This window comes from Methylophilus sp. DMC18 (assembly GCF_056314005.1).
The window spans coordinates 186,548-203,293 of the sequence record NZ_JBQUZE010000005.1 but is presented as its reverse complement, the minus strand read 5'-3'; the positions used below and the strand labels follow the sequence as shown (position 1 = coordinate 203,293).

Genomic DNA, 16,746 nt, shown 5'->3' with positions numbered 1-16,746 from the left:
GGCATCCTTTTTTTATTGTGCAAAGCCTTAACGTTTCAACGCAGCAATCACCGCTTCAATCGCCTTGCAATTGCCACGCGCATCGTCAAACGTCAGTAAGGGGGCTTTGCCATTGAGCACGCAATCACTGAAATGCTCAATCTCAAGATTAAAGTGGTTAGCCTTGGGCAGCACAATGGTTTCTGACTTGCCGCCCGCTTCCCAGCTAATGGCCGGATCATCGCCCGGGTAAGACCACATATTGTGGCACTTGATCCAGCCCTTATCGCCAATCAGCTCATACTCGGCTTTGCGGCCACGCTCAAAACTCACATCAAAGTGGCCGAAACGCGCACGTCCCTGTGCATCAGGGCCAAAATCGAGCACACCACTGGCAACCACATCGGCGCCATGCTCGTTGAGTTTGCCATAGGCCAATACATCTTTAGGTTCGGCAGGGACGCCGTTTTGCGCAAAACACCAGCGCAAGGCATGGATGGCGTAAGGCCCAATATCCCACATGGCACCACCACCGTTGGCCATATCACGGGTAATGCGGTACATACGTGCAGGCGCCATCAGGAAAGAAAAACTGGCACGGCATGAAAGCACATCGCCGATGAGCCCGCTGTCGATTAATTCTTTAACCTTGGCATGCTGCGGATGAAAGCGGTACATAAAGCCTTCCATCACGGTCACCCCTTTGGCTTTGGCGGCAGATTCAATCGCATCAATATCTGCCAACTTGGTGGTCATCGGCTTTTCTATCAGCACATGCTTGCCTGCCGCAATCGCCTTGAGCGCCCATTCGGCATGCTCTTCGTTGGCCATGGGGCAATAGACAGCTTCAACATTGCTGTCTGTGAGCAGGCTGTCCATATCGTCATAACAACTAACGCCACCCGCATTGGGTGCGTATTTATCCAGCGTGGCCTTGGCGGCGCCCGGGCGGCGGCTGGCGATGGCGACCAGTTGTGAGTTGCTGGCCTCTACAATCGCAGGTAGCAGGCGCTCATTCACACGCGCAGCACCGAGAATGCCCCATTTTAGTTTTGTCGTCATGATGCTCTTCCCATGTTTTAATTTGGCTGATTATACCTTGCAGAAAATGGCGGGGTCATGCGCCTTTGCATTAAGAAAGACAGGGCAAGAGCTTTGTAAGTGCCCTAAAAGATTAAATCAGCCCCATGCGTTGTGCCGTGATGGCGGCTTCAGCCCGCGAAGAAACATTTAATTTGCGGTAGATTTCCTTGACGTACCCAGCCACCGTATTGCGCTTGAGACCGAGAATATTGGCAGTTTCTGCCATGGTCATGCCTTTGGCAATAATCGACAGCACCTCTTTTTCACGCTCGGTGAGAACGCCTTGTGCAGTCGCCTCGACATAGGGCTCGTGAAAATGCCGCAATAACTTGCGCGCAATCGCGGGTGACAGTGGCGGCTGACCCGTCACAATGCCATTCAGCGCCTGTACGATGGCGGTTTGTGGCTGGTCTTTCAGTAAATAACCATGCGCCCCTGCGCGCAATGCCGGGAAAATGTGGCTATCATCATCAAATATGCTGGCTACCACACAAATTGTTTGCGGTGAATGACGATTTAACCATTCAATCACCGCAACCCCGCTACCATCTGGTAGACTCAAATCAATGAGCGCGATATCGATTGCTGATAGATGGTTCAACGCAGTGAGTGCCTGCGCGATGTGATTGGCTGCGTGTATCTGGATATCTGGAAAACTCTGTTGCAGGACCTCAGACAGCCACAATTGTGACTCGGGAGTATCCTCAAGAATAAAAGCAGTTTTCATCATAGGGCAGTGGCTAGGACAGCAATAGCGTTGGGATAAAAACTATATACCAAATTCAACGTATAACACCCCCGCAAACAGGGGGCTCCGATCAAAAAATAATTCGAATACACTCATGACTAAGACTCTTTTGTGTTTGCCTGTTTTGTTACCTAATCGAATGCGCCCCCTATTACGCACGAACTGGATCAGTTTATTGATGGGCGGGCTATTACTGGGTAACTTTCTAACCCAAGAGGCATTCGCCATGGATGAATTACCCATACCCACGGCGTTTGGCCTCAATACCATGGCGCCAGAAAGTAGCTGGGGCATCCGCTTTGAGCAACGCAACAACGACTACCACCAGACCTATGATCAACATGGCAACTTGCAGGGACTAGGCGCCAGCTTTGACGGCATTCAATTAAATAGCAGCATTTTCCCTTCGCTCGCACTATTAGGTCCCGGTGCCTCGCTGGGAACGACGCGCTTCAAGAGTGAGGTGCGTAACCAGATCAGCACATTGACCATCGGCTATGGCATCACGCCAGATATCACAGTAGGCGCGATCATCCCTTATGTGAAATCACACACGCGCGTCAGTTTTGGCGTCGACGGTGGTAATGTCGGCGCAAACCCCGCGTTTGACGCGAGTCAGCCCATCAGCGCGGGCAACTTTCCGTTTGCGCCTGCGGGTGGCGCTGTGGCTCCCATGGATACGGCTGGCGTGCAAAATATCCTGACGAATCCGGCGTATGGTTATGAATACAAGCAGATTGCTTCTCAACAGTCAGAGGGATTTAGCGACCCGACCATAGGCGTACTCTGGCGGGCCTACAAGGCGGCAGACCAGAGCCTGATTGTGGGCATCGGCTGGCGTGTCGGCCTGGCCAGAAAAGACGACCCGGATAACTTGCTGGATACGCCGCCCGGCGACGGTAGCGACGACCTGCGCACCCGCATAGAATATTTCAAGAATATAGGCAGTCACCTCGACTTGCGGTTACTGGCCGATTACAACTGGCAAACCCGCGACAAAGCCAGCATGCGCATCCCCTCATCAGGCCAGTTACTGGCCCTCGCCAGTAGCAAACAAAGATTACAGCGCGACCTGGGGGACTTTTATGAAACCGATATTGAGTTGGGGTATCGCTGGTCCAACTGGCGCTGGGCGGCCACCTGGCACCGTTATGAAAAGCAGTCTGACACTTACCGCTCTGACCTTGGCACCGATACCAGCAGCCTGGAAACGAACACCTACACCCGCGCAGACCAATACCGGCTCAGCGCGACCTGGAGTGGTATCCAGGCCTGGCAACAAGGCAAGTTACCGCTGCCGCTCATCGTCAGGCTCGAAATGCAGGATACTTTTTCCGGGCGCAACTTTGTCGATGTCCGCGACATTTACCTGCAAGTGACGGCTTTGTTTAGATGAGCTTTTGCGTGCATACTCCCTTAAAACCATTGCGCGATAGCTGCATTTTTTTGTGGCTGCTGCTCGCCTCTCTGAGCACATTTGCAACCCCGGCAGTGACCAGCAAAGCCCTAGTCAGCATGAAACAAGGAGAGTTTGTCCAGAGTGCCGCTCCCCAGCCCCCAGGTGACGAGGCTGACTGGCAACCTGCCAGCCTGCCGGACATCTGGAAGATCAGTCATCCGACGGCAGAGGGCATAGGCTGGTATCGCTTTCAGTTTGATTACCCGACACTCAGCCAGAAGGCTTTGTATGGACTCTACCTTTCCAGGCTCAGCCTGAATGCGGAAGCGTTTCTCAATGGTGAGAAGATAGGCTCTGGCGGTGCGTTTGAAGAGCCCGTCGCCAGGCACTGGAACCGCCCCTTGTTATTTGCCATCCCGCCCCACCTGCTCAAGCCCCGCGACAATCTGTTACTCGTAAGAGTCATTGCCCCCGCACACTCTCAAGGCATGCTCGCTCCGCCGCAAATAGATACATTAGAGCATCTGCAACCGCGCTTTGAAGAAGCCAGATTTATCCGTATCACACTGAACCAGACGTCAAGCTTGCTGATCGTGGGGATTGGGCTGCTGATGCTGAGCCTGTGGTGGCGCAGAAAGCAGGATACCGCCTACGGCCTGTTTGGACTGGCCGCCTTTGTCTGGGCACTGCAATCCCTCAATTTTTACATCATCACCGCGCCCTTGCCGACCCCACAATGGGAGTTGTTTGTGAATGCGAGTTTTCAGGCGATTGCCACCTTGTGGCTGATCTCACTGCTCGATTTTGTCGGCATCCGACTTAAGCGTTTCAATCAGTTGCTGTGGGCGATCCTCATCATGTCGCCGCTGACTTTGCTGTGCACTCCCGATGCTTACTTTACTGACGTCACCGATGTATGGCACCTGGTGACCATGGGCGTGGTGGTGTTCGGCCTCTGCTTGCTGGCAAAAGAAGGCATTATGCACCGCAACAAGGATGCCAACTTACTGTTGCTGACCTTGAGTTTGATCCTGCTATTTGCCTTTCATGACTGGCTGATACACACCAATATTGCTGCACTCAACCACTGGGTGAGCAATGAGGAATATCTGATGCAATTCTCGGCCCCCGTGCTGTTTTTGATTGTCGGGCTCATGATGACTTCAAGGTATGTGGGGGCCCTCAATGATTACGAGCAACTGAATCAGCAACTCGAACAACGCGTGGTTTCCAAGCATGAAGAGCTGAATCAAAACTTTCAGCAATTGCAGTCCATTCTCAAAGAGCAGGCCTCACTGGAGGAGCGCGAGCGGATTTACCAGGACCTGCATGACGACTTGGGTGCAAAACTGCTGACCCTGGTATACCGCGCCCAAGACAGCAACAATGCCGAACTTGCCAGGTCTGCCCTGCAAGACCTGCGCGATGTAGTTTCACGGGCCGGCACAGAACATATCCCATTGACGGATGCCATGGCCGACTACCGTATCGAGTGCGAAAAACGCTTGAGTGATGTCCATATCCAGCTGGTTTGGCAAATTGAGATGAAGGAAGACCACTTGCTCCTGACGCAACCGCAAGTCCTGAACCTGGGCCGTATTATCCGCGAGGCGGTTTCAAATGTGATCCGCCATGCCCAGGCAAGCCAAGTCACAGTCAACCTGAGTCGTAGCGACAGGCAGCTGTTACTGACGGTAAGTGACAATGGCATCGGGCTGCCCGTCGAGTCGGCCAGAAACAAAGGCCGCGGTTTGAACAATATTCAGAAACGCGCGACGCTGCTGGGCGGTGAAGTGCACTTTGAAGCCTTGTCCGCAGGCGGGCTCAAGCTCTGCCTGCAACTGCCGTTGCAAGCATTCGCGCAAGCTCCCCATTAACCCCCCCTATCCAGGGGGTGCAAGCAAAATGGCAAAGTCTCTAAGATGAGCACTCCAATCATCAGGAGGATAGAGACATGCACAGATTAACAATAATGACCGCACTCGCTGGCTGTTTATTTGCCAGTGCCAATATGGCACATGCCATGAGTAGTACCGCGATCTTCTGGGGACCCACGCCTTACCTATCTTCGAGTGACATCCCAACTGGCTTTTACCTGGGAGGCAATCCTGTCCTACTAGATAATCTGGAAGATGGCTCGCTGGATGCGTCTATCAGTGCCAGTAACGGTTCAGTGTATGGACCCACCGGCATTGCCGACTCGGTGGATGCCGATGATGGCAACATTGATGGTTTTGGCACCGCAGGACGTAGCTGGTTTTCAGGCACTGTAACCTTTACTTACACGGGTAGCGGCCCTCTGCCAACGGCTTTTGGTGTGGTCTGGACGGATGGCTCTGGCACCATTACGTTCAGCGCAACAGATGCACTGGGGCAATCACTGGGTTCACAGTCCTATACGGGCATTCCTGATGGCACGTTTGGCGGCACCACCGGCGATGACCGCTTCTTTGGTGTGCAGTTTGCCGGCGGCATAAAATCAATCACCATAGGCACCGGGGGCGGCATTGAAGTGGATCATATCCAGTATGGGCAAATGGTGAGCAGTGTGCCAGAGCCCACCTCGGCGCTCATGCTCAGCCTGGGCTTGCTAGGCGTGGCTGGATACAGGCGCACGCGCAAATCGACTACAGAATAAAGGCGCTGTCACGCGCCAAAATCCTAGTAAAAAATAAAAACGACTGCTTCACGCTTTGAGTAGCTGTGATGGCACCCCCTGAACTGGGGGTGCCTTTTTTCAGATGATTGCACTAGTCTAGGGACATTCTTAATATCGTGCCCAACCAGGGCAAAGGGTTTGTCATGTTGACCTTGCAGCGCTACGCTAAACCATCTGCCGCCATCATTGTGTTGGCTGCTTGCCTGCCTTTCCAGGCCCTCGCCACAGAAATCGCAACTAACATGCGGCTAAACTTTAACGAGATTGCCATCATGAACAGAACCACCTCGGTGTCTGTCGATGGCGTGGATATCACCACTTACAGCAACCAGATTGACAAGCTGTTGACCTTGGACCCAAGTATTGCCAATGCGCGGTTTTTGAGCACCCGACTTGGAACGTTCAGTAGCGGCAGCATGACGATTGAACTAAGAGGAAATCAATTTATTTCACTAAATGACCCTGGGGTTTCAGTATTGCCAGATACCCAACGCACACTGACGCGGATAGAAGCCGGCGCCACATTAAGCGGCGGCCTACTGACCACCATCGAGTCACTCAACCTCGATGCCACCTGGTTTTGCCGTGCAACCGCGCTTTCCTGTACCCGCGACGAAGTCTATAGCACGTTAAAATTTCTCTCTCCGCTCTCAAACTCAACCACCAGTGCAGCGGCACTGGTGCAACCCATACGCTTGCAAGCCAGTGGCGCACCCACGTTTACCGCGGATGGGGTGAGCATCAATTATGCCGGGCTCTCTTTATCCGGCACAGTCAATGTGAATGCCACCTTTACCGCCAAAACACGTAGCCAATATGTGGCAGATGCCCTCGCCGCCACCCCAGGGGCAGGTGGCGGAGTCGCAGCCGCTCGCTGGGATGCTGCCGCAACCGATATTCAATCCCTGCGCAATAGCGTACTGACGGATGTCGCAGTCGAAAATACCCTGAAAATCGCCCGCACGCCCGAGCTAAAAGATGCACAAACACTGCTCGCAGCCGCCAGAGACAGTGCAACCTTGCTTAATGCAGGCGCGACAGCCCCTACCACGTTCAACTCACCCTTCGATCTCATGCGCCAGCTATGGAACGTCACCGCAACCGTGAACCCCTCTCTGGGACGCTCAACGGCTGGCTTTAGCAGCGAAGACCTGACCAGTGATAATGCAGCCCTGTCGCTGGCGGCATTATCGCTGATTGCCAGCGGCAGCAATGAGCATGATTTTGCTTCGAAACTGGATCAAGCGCTGGGCATGCCGCTCACGACAAGTGCCGCCCCTCAATTGACGCTGGATGGGGCATTACTTGGGTTGACTGACGCCATGCTCTCCATCTATTACTTGGGCAATAGCAGCAGCGGCTTGGTAGAACTCAACCTGCCAGATGCTGCTCGCTATGCTCTGTTACGGAATGGATTATATGATCGCATCAGTTTGCTGGAGGGAAATGGCCTGACGGTGATTGGTAACAGCGATTATGCCGGTTCGGCAGTGTTGCAAGGTGAAGGTGAAGTCTATATCGGCGAAATCTCTAGTGGTTTGCTAGAACTCAGCGGACAGAGCACGGCCTCGCGCTTGCAACTCAACAATATATACAGCAACCAGTTTTTGGTCGTCGCCAGCTGGGCAGTGACCCCAGTGCCAGAGCCAAGCCAGGCCTGGCTGCTCATGATTGGCTTGCCACTGTTGTTATGGCGTCGTCAAAGCGCTTGAGAAAATACAGGCATATTTTGCCAGGTCGCTTTAACACACATACAAGCATTCTCATCCCATCATTTACTTAAAAGGAGCATATGATGTCATCCCCAGCGATTAATCCAGCTTGGTTTATCAAACTCGTTACGCTTTTTACTATTGGCCTGACTAGCATGCCCGCGATGGCAGCCTTCACGGTATACACGGATAAAGCCAGCTTTTTGACTGCAGCGGGTACGGTGTCTAGCGAAACCTTTGACGCAGTGACGGCAGACCTAGATCCCAGCAGCACCGGCATCCACCTCAATGACTTCACATTGAGCGGCAGTGTCAGTGTCGATGCACCTTCTTCAGCGATAGATATCAATGGCACAACCAACCTCTATTTCAACACCTCATACGGCGGCTGGGCGGATCTGATATTTAGTCAGCCAATCACTGCCTTTGGGCTCACCATGAACAATAGTCGGCTACAATTGCTCTCCATCAGCTTGGCCCGTATCGGCCCAGCCTATGGTGAATACCATCATATTGCCACCTATGCCGCGCCAGACCCTTACGTCAGCAATCAAACTCTAAATGGCTTTATTGGGTTCACCTCCGATGTGGCGTTTAATCGCATCGTCTTTGCTGGCACCGGTTGCTGCTCCAGTACGTTTGCCGTAGACGATGTCACCTATGCGACGACGCTGGCGACGCCAGTGCCCGAGCCGTTATCCGCCAGCCTGCTTGGCCTGGGGGTCGCAGGCTTGTGCCTGTTTAGAAAACAACCGCTGCGTGTATAACTCACCGACACCTTGGCCATCAGGCCTGATGTTGATTTAACCCCGTTCAGCGCGGGGTTTTTAATTGGCATTTTTGCATGCATCATGTTTGCGTCAGCGCAATATGCGGGCACCTCAGCGCCGTATTATTCGCTATACGCTTTTGAGGAGGCCTGCATGCAACCACTCACCATCTCACCACCCAGCCGCAAGGTACCGGCTAACCAGTTTGCACTGTTCAACCTGGGCTTCAGGCCTTTTTTCTTGTTAGCTGCCTGCTTTGCGGTGCTCTCGATTGGCCTCTGGGTGTGGAAATATGCAACGCTTTCTGCGCCAGTGTTGAGCACCGTGACCGCATCACAGTGGCATGCACACGAAATGCTATATGGTTTTGCCTTTGCCGTGATTGCTGGATTTTTACTGACCGCGGTCAAAAACTGGACCGGTCTTCAGACCTTGTATGGTCGCCCGCTCATGGGCTTGGTCACCTGCTGGGCATTGGCCCGCGCCGTCATGCTGATGGCACCCTCTCTGGTCGCATTGGCAGCTGCGTTTGACGGCCTATTCAACCTGTGGCTGCTCATCGCGATTGCCAGACCAATTATTCAGGTGAAGCAATGGCGCCAACTGGGCGTACTGTCAAAAGTACTGTTGCTGTCGGTTGGCAACCTGGCTTTTTATTCGCAAGCGCTGGGCTGGACAAACCAAGGTGCACATGCCGCGCTATGGATGGGTTTACTGCTCAATGTCAGCCTGATCATGGTGATGAGCCGCCGCATTTTGCCCATGTTTATTGAGCGTGGTGTGAAAGAACAGGTGACGCTCAAAAATTCAGTTTGGATAGACCGCCTGTTGATGGTCTGCCTGACCGCACTGTTGATCAATATATTAACCGCCAATGCTGAAATGCTGAATACAGTGTTAGGACTTACTATCAGCATCAGCGCAAGCTTTAGGTTATGGCGCTGGCATACACCAGGTATTTGGCAGCTGCCGCTACTGTGGAGTTTTTATCTGGGGCTGTGGCTTATTAACCTGGGCTTTTTACTTTATGTCTTGAGTTTTTTGCTGCCAAGCATTTCGGTGATTATGGCCATCCATTGCTGGGCGATTGGCGGCATCGGCGTGATTACGCTAGCGATGATGGCTAGGGTCTCCTTAGGGCACACAGGCCGCAATATTCATAACCCACCGCGTAGCTTGGTATGGATATTTGGCCTGGTCATTTTTGCTACCCTGAGCCGGGTGTTATTGCCTATCGTGCTGCCAGACTTTTACCGTTTGTCAGTGATGCTGGCTGCCAGCACCTGGATCGCCGCATTCACATTATTTACGATTGTCTATTGGCCGATCCTCAGTCAACCACGCATTGACGGCACGCCCGGTTAACGCTCATTCTTTCCACTTGATAGAACAACCAATACTGGCGATTTGCTCTTTTGGACCCTGCCCAGTTTCGGCCACCTGTTTCATGGCTTTGAACAATTCACGGGTACTCTCAGGAGCAGTTTCCTTGCGGCTCTCGTCAAACCGACCCCGGTATTGCAACGCAAAATCTTTATTAAAGCCAAAAAAGTCTGGCGTACACACAGCATCATAAAGTTTGGCAATTTGCTGAGTTTCGTCTAACAGATAAGGAAACGGAAACGCCATCTCGGTGGCAATTTTGCGCATGTTCTCAGGGCTGTCTTCCGGATAATCGGAAGGGTCATTAGACATAATTGCCACCGTATTCACGCCCAGCGTCTGTAGTTCTTTTACGTCAGCGATCAGGCGAGGCAAGATGGCTTTCACGTAAGGGCAATGGTTACAGATAAACATCACCAGCAGACCATTTGGCCCCATGCTGGTTTCAAGATTGACGAGCTTGCCATCTACATTAGGCAAATTGAATGCCGGTGCTTTCCAGCCAAAATCACATACGGGGGGGCTAATACTTGCCATCAGCGTTGCTCCTGCAATTAGATCAAACCATTATGGTACGTGATTAAGACGCCAAGGTGAATCTTGTCACCACCGTGCCCGCACACAGGCATTTTGGTTACAATGCCAGTCATGAGTAATTTACGATTTCATAGCCCGGCTGCATTGACTGTGGGCCAATCCGTCCCACTCAGTGATAACGCCATGGCGCATGCGGTCAGGGTTATGCGGCTCAAAGTAGGCGACACGTTGATTTTGTTTTGTGGGGATGGTTTTGACTATCTCTGCGCGCTGACGCAGGTCGAGAAAAAATCCGCTACCGTTGAAGTCCTCAGCCGCACACAGGTCAGCAATGAATCGCCACTGAATATCCGCCTGCTACAAGGCATCTCTAGCGGCGACCGCATGGATTACACCATCCAGAAAGCGGTGGAACTGGGTGTGCGCGAAATTTTCCCGTTAAGTACCGAGCGCTGCGTGACCAAACTCAGTGGCGACCGCGCCGAAAAGCGCGTCGAACATTGGCAAGGCGTGGCAATCGCCGCCTGCGAGCAAAGTGGCCGCGCCATAATTCCTTTAGTACATGCGCCTCTCACGCTTGCACAATGGCTGAGCCAGCACGCGACCGCTGACAGCCTTAACCTGTTATTGAATCCTGTCGGTGCACAAAGGCTGGCATCACTAAACCCGCCAAAAAACGCCATTCATTTATTAATTGGCCCGGAAGGCGGCCTGAGTGCGGCAGAAATTGCGCTCGCTTCGCAACATCACTTCCAGTCTATCGTGCTTGGCCCACGGATTTTACGTACTGAAACCGCAGCATTGACTGCCATGAGCGTGATGCAGTCACTGTGGGGAGACTTTTAAGCAGGTCTGACACTGCGCACTTAGCAACCCAAGGAGCTTCTATGGAAACCCGCCCACCCTTACCGCCCTTTACCCTGGAAACTGCCATGCAAAAAGTACGCATGGCCGAAGATGCCTGGAACAGCCGCGACCCGGATCGCGTGATCCAGGTCTACACGGAAGATACGGTTTGGCGTAACCGTGCCGAGTTTCCGGTGGGGCGTGCAGAGGTGCATCAGTTTTTAACGCGCAAATGGGCGCGCGAACTGGATTACCGTTTGATCAAGGAAATCTGGGCGTTTCTGGATAACAAGATTGCTGTGCGCTTTGCCTACGAATGGCACGACGACGCTGGCAATTGGTATCGCAGCTACGGTAATGAAAACTGGATGTTTAACGACGCCGGGCTGATGATGCAGCGCCACGCCAGTATTAACGACCTGCCGATTAAAGAAGCAGACCGCAAATTCTTCTGGCCCCTGGGCAGACGCCCGGATGAGCACCCCGGACTGACCGCGCTCGGTTTATAAGGCGGCACATGTTTCAAGTCATGCTGCAAATGGCCTTGCTGATTCTGGCAGGCATGCTCTGGCAACGGTGGGCGCCCTCGCACATCACCGCCCTGTCGCACCGTCGTGCGCTGACAGATCTGGTGTTTTATGTGCTATTGCCAGCCTTGGTGCTCAATATCTTATGGCAAGCACCGTTTGATTTGAGTGCAGTCAAAATTGCGCTGACTGCCGTGTGCCGCTTGACGGTCGCGGCCTCGTGCATGTGGCTGATACTGCAATTATTGCAACGTCTGATGACCGTGACCCGTGCACAGCAAGGCGCATTGATGCTGGCGGCCACCTTCCCGAACGCGACCTACCTTGGACTACCGGTGACCAGCGAGGTATTGGGCGACTGGACGCATGAAATTGTGCTCAAGTTTGACCTGTTTGCCTGCACGCCCATCTTGCTCAGCCTGGGCATGCTCTTGGCGGCCATCCTCAATCTGTGCCACATTCCGCAACCGGTCATGGTTGCACATGCCTTGCATACCCTGGCGGGCGGCGTGGTGCCCCTGATGCTGATTGCACTGGGCATGAGCATCCGCTGGGATACTTTTAAACTGAAATTCATGCCCTTGTTATTGCCCGTGTGTGCGATTGGCCTGTGCGTCGCACCGCTGGTGACCTGGTGCTTTGCACAATGGCTGGGCATCTCGGGTGACACCCTGACTGCATGCATTTTGCTGGCTGCCATGCCGACCATGGTATTTGGCATTATTATCTGCGAGCGCTATCACCTGGATGGCGCACTGTATGCCGCGGCCGTGTTCTTGAGTACCCTGCTCAGCATCGCCAGCCTGTCAGTATGGTTTGCAGCATTGCAGCCCTGACAGCAACCGCTTTAGCTCGTTAAAACCATCCTGTCCGACGGAATCTTTGCCGTCAAATCTGTCATACGTCATATGACGAGTTGTCTGCAAGCGCAACTGTTTTTATGATGCAATCCATCAGTCATGCCTCCGTGAAGTGTTATTAGGGATTATCAAACGATCATGCCGAAAACCACGACCAACCATTACCTCAGTGCGCATCCCGCGCCACCGGATACGCTGGCCAGTTTGCTGGCGGGCGCCGGGATCACGATTAATGGCAACGCGCCCTGGGATATCCAGGTGTATGAAGAAAGCGTCTACCGCGATGTGTTGACCAAAGGCTCGCTCGGACTGGGACAGGCGTTTATCGAGGGCCGCTGGGGCTGCAACCGACTGGACGAGTTTTTCCATCGCGTCATGCGGGCGGACCTGGATGAAAAAATGGGCGGGACGGCCAGACTCAAATTATTGGCTGAGATCATTCGTCATACCCTGTTTAACCTGCAAGCGCCGCACCGGGCTTATCAGGTGGCGCAGCAACACTACGATATTGGCAATGATGTGTTTGAAGCCATGCTGGATTCGAGCATGAGTTACTCTTGCGGCTACTGGCAACATGCGCAAACGCTGGAAGAAGCCCAGCGTCACAAGCTGGATATGATTTGCCAAAAGCTGGATTTGCAACCCGGTGACCGCGTGCTGGAAATCGGCTGTGGCTGGGGCGGGCTGGCCAAGCATATGGCACAACACTATGGGGTGCAGGTGCTCGGCATCACGGTGTCAGTTGAACAACAGGCCTTAGCCAGAGAACGTTGTGCAGGATTGCCGGTGGATATCCAGCTCAAGGACTACCGCGAGTTGCATGGTCAATTCGACAAAATTGTCTCGGTCGGCATGTTTGAGCATGTGGGCCAAAAGAACTACGAAACGTATTTTGCCACCGCACAGCGTTTGCTTAAGGATAACGGGCTGTTTTTGTTGCATACCATAGGCAATCATAAAACCGCCCTGCATACCGACGCCTGGATAGACCGCTATATTTTTCCGAATGGCAAATTGCCCTCGGCCAGCGAAATCACTGGGGCGATTGAAGAAAAGTTTTTAATTGAAGACTGGCATAACTTCGGACCGGATTATGACCGCACCCTGATGGCCTGGTGGGACAAATTCAACCGTGCCTGGCCTGAATTGCAGTTTAAGTATGATGAAAGTTTTTACCGGATGTGGAAATACTACCTGATGTGTTGTGCAGGCTATTTCCGCGCCCGGCAAGGGCAACTCTGGCAGCTGGTATTGAGCAAACGGCAGAGCAACCGTGTCTATCGCTCAATCCGCCCGCAGCCAGTCAGTTGATGTTGACGTAGTCTCTCTGTGTTCTTGACCTTAATATGACGGCCTTGGCCGTCATTTTTTTATGTGCCGTTACCCTTGAAAATCTACAACCACAAAAATTTTTAAGCGCCGATACACGCCGATGAGCGCGGACTGCCCTGCTAACATTCTGCTGCGCTTGAAACTGCGCGCGCTTTACTTACGCTAAAAACTCACACCGGGTCCGCCTGATCGGCGTTTATCTGCTTTCATCGGTGAAAAATCAACACCCCAATATTTGCAATATAAACCATTTTTATTTATTATTTTGCAAATTAACCTTAAATTAAACGCAAAATGCTAGGCTCAAACATCAGGGAATTGCGTAAATCGCAAAATTTAACCTTGCAGCAACTGGCTGCCCGCATGGGCACAGATGCCAGCAATTTATCGCGCATTGAACGCGGTGAGATTGGCATCTCTGAAGCCCTGCTACGCGCCGCCGCACAGGCGCTGCATACCACGCCTGGCCGGCTCTATGATGCCAACCTAACCCCCGTCTCACTGACCAACACGCCACCCGCCATCCTCTCTAGCACTAATAGCAAAGAGTTTGTGCATTGGTTTCGCTCTGCGGCGCCTTATATCCACGCCTTTGGCGGCAGCACCTTTGTCATTGCATTTGGCGGAGAAGTCGTCAGTGAACAACAGTTTGTGGCCCTCTCGCACGACCTCAACCTGCTGGCCAGCCTCGAAGTCAGACTGGTATTAGTCCATGGCGCCCGGCCGCAAATTGAGCAACGCCTGAAACGTGACCACCTCACCCCCAAACTGCATAACGGCTTGCGGATTACCGATGATGCCGCCATGGAGGCGGTAAAAGAAGCCAATGGCGCCATCCGGGTCGAGATTGAATCGCTGTTATCCATGGGCATTGCCAACTCGCCGATGGCAGGCAGCGACATCCGTGTTGCTAGTGGTAATTTTGTCACTGCCAAACCCTTGGGCGTACGCGACGGTGTGGATCTGCAACATACCGGCGAAGTGCGCAAGATTGATGCGGTCGGCATCCAGAAACGGCTGGACGATGGCGAGATGGTGTTGTTGTCGCCCATGGGCTACTCCCCCACCGGCGAGACCTTTAACCTGACCCTGGAAGATGTCGCGGTGAGTGCCGCGATTGCGCTGGATGCAGAAAAACTGATTTTCCTGATGGACTCAGAAGGGATCCAGAACCTGCGCGGCGAATTGTTGCGCGAAATGACCTCGGCCAAGGCGCGCAACCTGCTACGTAACGTGCAGGAAAGTGATGAGCCGATTTTCTATTCCGAGGACGTCAATTATTACCTGCCCGCCGCCGTGCGTGCCTGCGAGCATGGCGTGGCCAGAACCCACCTGATCTCGCGCCACATTGATGGCGCCATTATTCAGGAGCTGTTTACGCGCCAGGGCATAGGCACCATGATCACCGAACTGTCACTGGAAACCATGCGCCAGGCCAATATCGAAGATGTAGGCGGCATTTTGCGGTTGATTGAACCCCTGGAGAATGAGGGCATTCTGGTGCGGCGCGGCCGCGAACGCATCGAGATGGAGATCAACTATTTTTATGTGATGGAACATGATAACCGCGTCATCGGTTGCGCGGCTTTATATCCGTTTCACGAGGAAAAAATGGTAGAGTTCGCCTGCCTGGCGATAGATCCCGCTTACCGTGGCGGTGGCCGCGGTGACAAGCTGTTTAACTTTTGCCAGCAGCAAGCCAGTCAAAAAGGCTTTAAACAGCTTTTCTGCCTGACCACCCGCACCGAACACTGGTTTCTGGAGCGCGGCTTTAGCGAACAAAGCGTGGAGCAACTGCCGCAAGAGAAACTCAAGTTCTATAATTTCCAGCGCAAGTCCAAGGTGTTTGTGAAACCTTTGTAAGGCCGCAGCCAAAAGGCTGACCCTTTTATGGCCCCTAAAAAACAAACAATGGCCTTAGCTTCTTGAAATGCAACCATTTCATGCCCACTTACGTTACATTGGATATCCGATTGCCATGCAAGCGCTCTGGCAATCCAGCATTTATTTAAAACACAGAAACAAAAGGAAAACATGAAACAGTTTTGGAAGCTATTGATGGTGTTGATGGTCTGCATGAGTTTGTTCTCTGGTGTGGCAGAGGCCAAGCGATTGGGCGGTGGCGGCAGTTTTGGTAAAAATCGGCCTGCGCCTGCCAAACAAATGCAACGTGCGCCCGAAGCGACGCCACAACCAGCCCCTGCGGCTGCACCACGTAACGGGATGAGCAAATGGATGGGGCCATTGGCCGGTCTTGCCATTGGTGCCGGCTTGGCAACCCTGTTTTCACACGGCGGATTAGGCGATTTTGCCAATAATTTCAGCACATTATTGATGGTGGTTGCAGGCTTTGCCTTGCTGATGTTTTTAGTGCGTCGCTACAAAAATGTGCAAGCCTCGCCGCCGCAATACGCCGGCGCAGGCGCACCGTACGCCCCCGCCGGATTTCAATCTGAATCCGCATACAACGCCAGCGCTGCATCCACAATAAAAGCTGATATTCCTGCCGATTTTCCGGTGGATAGTTTTTTACGTGGTGCCAAAGCTTCATTTATTCGTCTGCAAGCCGCCAACGACCGCAAAGACATCCAAGACATTCGTGAATACACCACCCCTGAGGTCTATGCTGAAATCAGCCTGCAATTGCAAGAACGCGGCGATGCCCCACAAATAACCGAGGTATTGAATATTGATGCCGAGCTGATTGAGGTGGTCAATGAAGGCGCTTACACCATTGCCAGTGTGCGTTACTCGGGTCAGTTGCGCGAAAACAATGGTGCGATTGAACACATCAATGAAATCTGGCACTTGCAAAAAGCGCTACAGCCAAGCAATGCGCCATGGTTATTGGCAGGGATTCAGCAAGCCTAATCTGGATGATGCATCCAGGTTAAGCTACTGGCTGCCCTAA

At 52.9% G+C, this 16,746-nt stretch carries 15 protein-coding genes; 12 read left to right on the top strand and 3 right to left on the bottom strand.

Going from position 1 to position 16,746, the window contains the following annotated elements; translation table 11 throughout:
* Positions 1-27 precede the first annotated feature (27 nt).
* A complete protein-coding gene (locus ACT53G_RS12685) occupies positions 28-1,041 on the bottom strand; it encodes a Gfo/Idh/MocA family protein (RefSeq protein WP_476169588.1) in 1,014 nt (337 codons plus the stop codon).
* Positions 1,042-1,153: 112 nt separating this feature from the next.
* A complete protein-coding gene (locus ACT53G_RS12680) occupies positions 1,154-1,792 on the bottom strand; it encodes a response regulator (RefSeq protein WP_228518904.1) in 639 nt (212 codons plus the stop codon).
* A gap of 196 nt (positions 1,793-1,988) precedes the next feature.
* On the opposite strand from ACT53G_RS12680, the gene ACT53G_RS12675 reads away from it, so the two are divergent.
* The 6 genes from ACT53G_RS12675 to ACT53G_RS12650 all read left to right on the top strand — a co-directional run bounded on the left by ACT53G_RS12675 (position 1,989) and on the right by ACT53G_RS12650 (position 9,715).
* Complete coding sequence (locus tag ACT53G_RS12675; RefSeq protein WP_476169587.1) at positions 1,989-3,206, top strand: hypothetical protein; 1,218 nt, start codon at positions 1,989-1,991, stop codon at positions 3,204-3,206.
* Positions 3,207-3,214: 8 nt separating this feature from the next.
* A complete protein-coding gene (locus ACT53G_RS12670; protein ID WP_476169586.1) occupies positions 3,215-5,086 on the top strand; it encodes a sensor histidine kinase in 1,872 nt (623 codons plus the stop codon).
* A gap of 95 nt (positions 5,087-5,181) precedes the next feature.
* A complete protein-coding gene (locus tag ACT53G_RS12665; RefSeq protein WP_476169585.1) occupies positions 5,182-5,847 on the top strand; it encodes a PEP-CTERM sorting domain-containing protein in 666 nt (221 codons plus the stop codon).
* Positions 5,848-6,011: 164 nt separating this feature from the next.
* On the top strand, positions 6,012-7,580 hold the full coding sequence (locus ACT53G_RS12660; RefSeq protein ID WP_476169584.1) for a hypothetical protein: 1,569 nt from the start codon (positions 6,012-6,014) through the stop codon (positions 7,578-7,580).
* A gap of 80 nt (positions 7,581-7,660) precedes the next feature.
* Positions 7,661-8,347, top strand: a complete 687-nt coding sequence (locus ACT53G_RS12655; RefSeq protein WP_476169583.1) for a PEP-CTERM sorting domain-containing protein — start codon at positions 7,661-7,663, stop codon at positions 8,345-8,347.
* Positions 8,348-8,503: 156 nt separating this feature from the next.
* Entirely contained in the window at positions 8,504-9,715 is a 1,212-nt protein-coding gene (locus tag ACT53G_RS12650) for an NnrS family protein (protein ID WP_476169582.1), read from the top strand.
* Positions 9,716-9,718: 3 nt separating this feature from the next.
* Here ACT53G_RS12650 and ACT53G_RS12645 read toward each other — a convergent pair whose 3' ends face one another.
* A complete protein-coding gene (locus ACT53G_RS12645; protein WP_313988658.1) occupies positions 9,719-10,270 on the bottom strand; it encodes a thioredoxin family protein in 552 nt (183 codons plus the stop codon).
* Positions 10,271-10,381: 111 nt separating this feature from the next.
* Between ACT53G_RS12645 and ACT53G_RS12640 the strand changes: the two genes are divergently transcribed.
* The 6 genes from ACT53G_RS12640 (at position 10,382) to ACT53G_RS12615 (ending at position 16,706) form a co-directional block, all read left to right on the top strand.
* Positions 10,382-11,116: a 16S rRNA (uracil(1498)-N(3))-methyltransferase gene (locus ACT53G_RS12640; protein ID WP_476145230.1), complete on the top strand. Its 735-nt coding sequence runs from the start codon at positions 10,382-10,384 to the stop codon at positions 11,114-11,116.
* A gap of 41 nt (positions 11,117-11,157) precedes the next feature.
* Positions 11,158-11,625, top strand: coding sequence for a nuclear transport factor 2 family protein (locus ACT53G_RS12635; RefSeq protein WP_338656395.1), 468 nt, complete (start codon positions 11,158-11,160; stop codon positions 11,623-11,625).
* 8 nt (positions 11,626-11,633) lie between these two features.
* Positions 11,634-12,479, top strand: coding sequence for an AEC family transporter (locus tag ACT53G_RS12630; protein WP_476169581.1), 846 nt, complete (start codon positions 11,634-11,636; stop codon positions 12,477-12,479).
* Between the two features lie 162 nt (positions 12,480-12,641).
* Entirely contained in the window at positions 12,642-13,814 is a 1,173-nt protein-coding gene (gene cfa / locus ACT53G_RS12625; protein ID WP_313988651.1) for a cyclopropane fatty acyl phospholipid synthase, read from the top strand.
* Between the two features lie 315 nt (positions 13,815-14,129).
* A complete protein-coding gene (gene argA / locus ACT53G_RS12620) occupies positions 14,130-15,698 on the top strand; it encodes an amino-acid N-acetyltransferase (RefSeq protein WP_194749211.1) in 1,569 nt (522 codons plus the stop codon).
* A 171-nt stretch (positions 15,699-15,869) separates the two neighbouring features.
* Complete coding sequence (locus tag ACT53G_RS12615; protein WP_194749210.1) at positions 15,870-16,706, top strand: Tim44 domain-containing protein; 837 nt, start codon at positions 15,870-15,872, stop codon at positions 16,704-16,706.
* Positions 16,707-16,746: the final 40 nt, after the last annotated feature.

Bases quoted from the DNA above. Each gene is read 5' to 3' on its own strand.
- ACT53G_RS12685 (WP_476169588.1), bottom strand. From the start codon at position 1,041: ATGACGACAAAACTAAAATGGGGCATTCTCGGTGCTGCGCGTGTGAAT.
- ACT53G_RS12680 (WP_228518904.1), bottom strand. From the start codon at position 1,792: ATGATGAAAACTGCTTTTATTCTTGAGGATACTCCCGAGTCACAATTG.
- ACT53G_RS12675 (WP_476169587.1), top strand. From the start codon at position 1,989: ATGGGCGGGCTATTACTGGGTAACTTTCTAACCCAAGAGGCATTCGCC.
- ACT53G_RS12665 (WP_476169585.1), top strand. From the start codon at position 5,182: ATGACCGCACTCGCTGGCTGTTTATTTGCCAGTGCCAATATGGCACAT.
- ACT53G_RS12660 (WP_476169584.1), top strand. From the start codon at position 6,012: ATGTTGACCTTGCAGCGCTACGCTAAACCATCTGCCGCCATCATTGTG.
- ACT53G_RS12655 (WP_476169583.1), top strand. From the start codon at position 7,661: ATGATGTCATCCCCAGCGATTAATCCAGCTTGGTTTATCAAACTCGTT.
- ACT53G_RS12650 (WP_476169582.1), top strand. From the start codon at position 8,504: ATGCAACCACTCACCATCTCACCACCCAGCCGCAAGGTACCGGCTAAC.
- ACT53G_RS12645 (WP_313988658.1), bottom strand. From the start codon at position 10,270: ATGGCAAGTATTAGCCCCCCCGTATGTGATTTTGGCTGGAAAGCACCG.
- ACT53G_RS12640 (WP_476145230.1), top strand. From the start codon at position 10,382: ATGAGTAATTTACGATTTCATAGCCCGGCTGCATTGACTGTGGGCCAA.
- ACT53G_RS12635 (WP_338656395.1), top strand. From the start codon at position 11,158: ATGGAAACCCGCCCACCCTTACCGCCCTTTACCCTGGAAACTGCCATG.
- ACT53G_RS12630 (WP_476169581.1), top strand. From the start codon at position 11,634: ATGTTTCAAGTCATGCTGCAAATGGCCTTGCTGATTCTGGCAGGCATG.
- cfa (WP_313988651.1), top strand. From the start codon at position 12,642: ATGCCGAAAACCACGACCAACCATTACCTCAGTGCGCATCCCGCGCCA.
- argA (WP_194749211.1), top strand. From the start codon at position 14,130: ATGCTAGGCTCAAACATCAGGGAATTGCGTAAATCGCAAAATTTAACC.
- ACT53G_RS12615 (WP_194749210.1), top strand. From the start codon at position 15,870: ATGAAACAGTTTTGGAAGCTATTGATGGTGTTGATGGTCTGCATGAGT.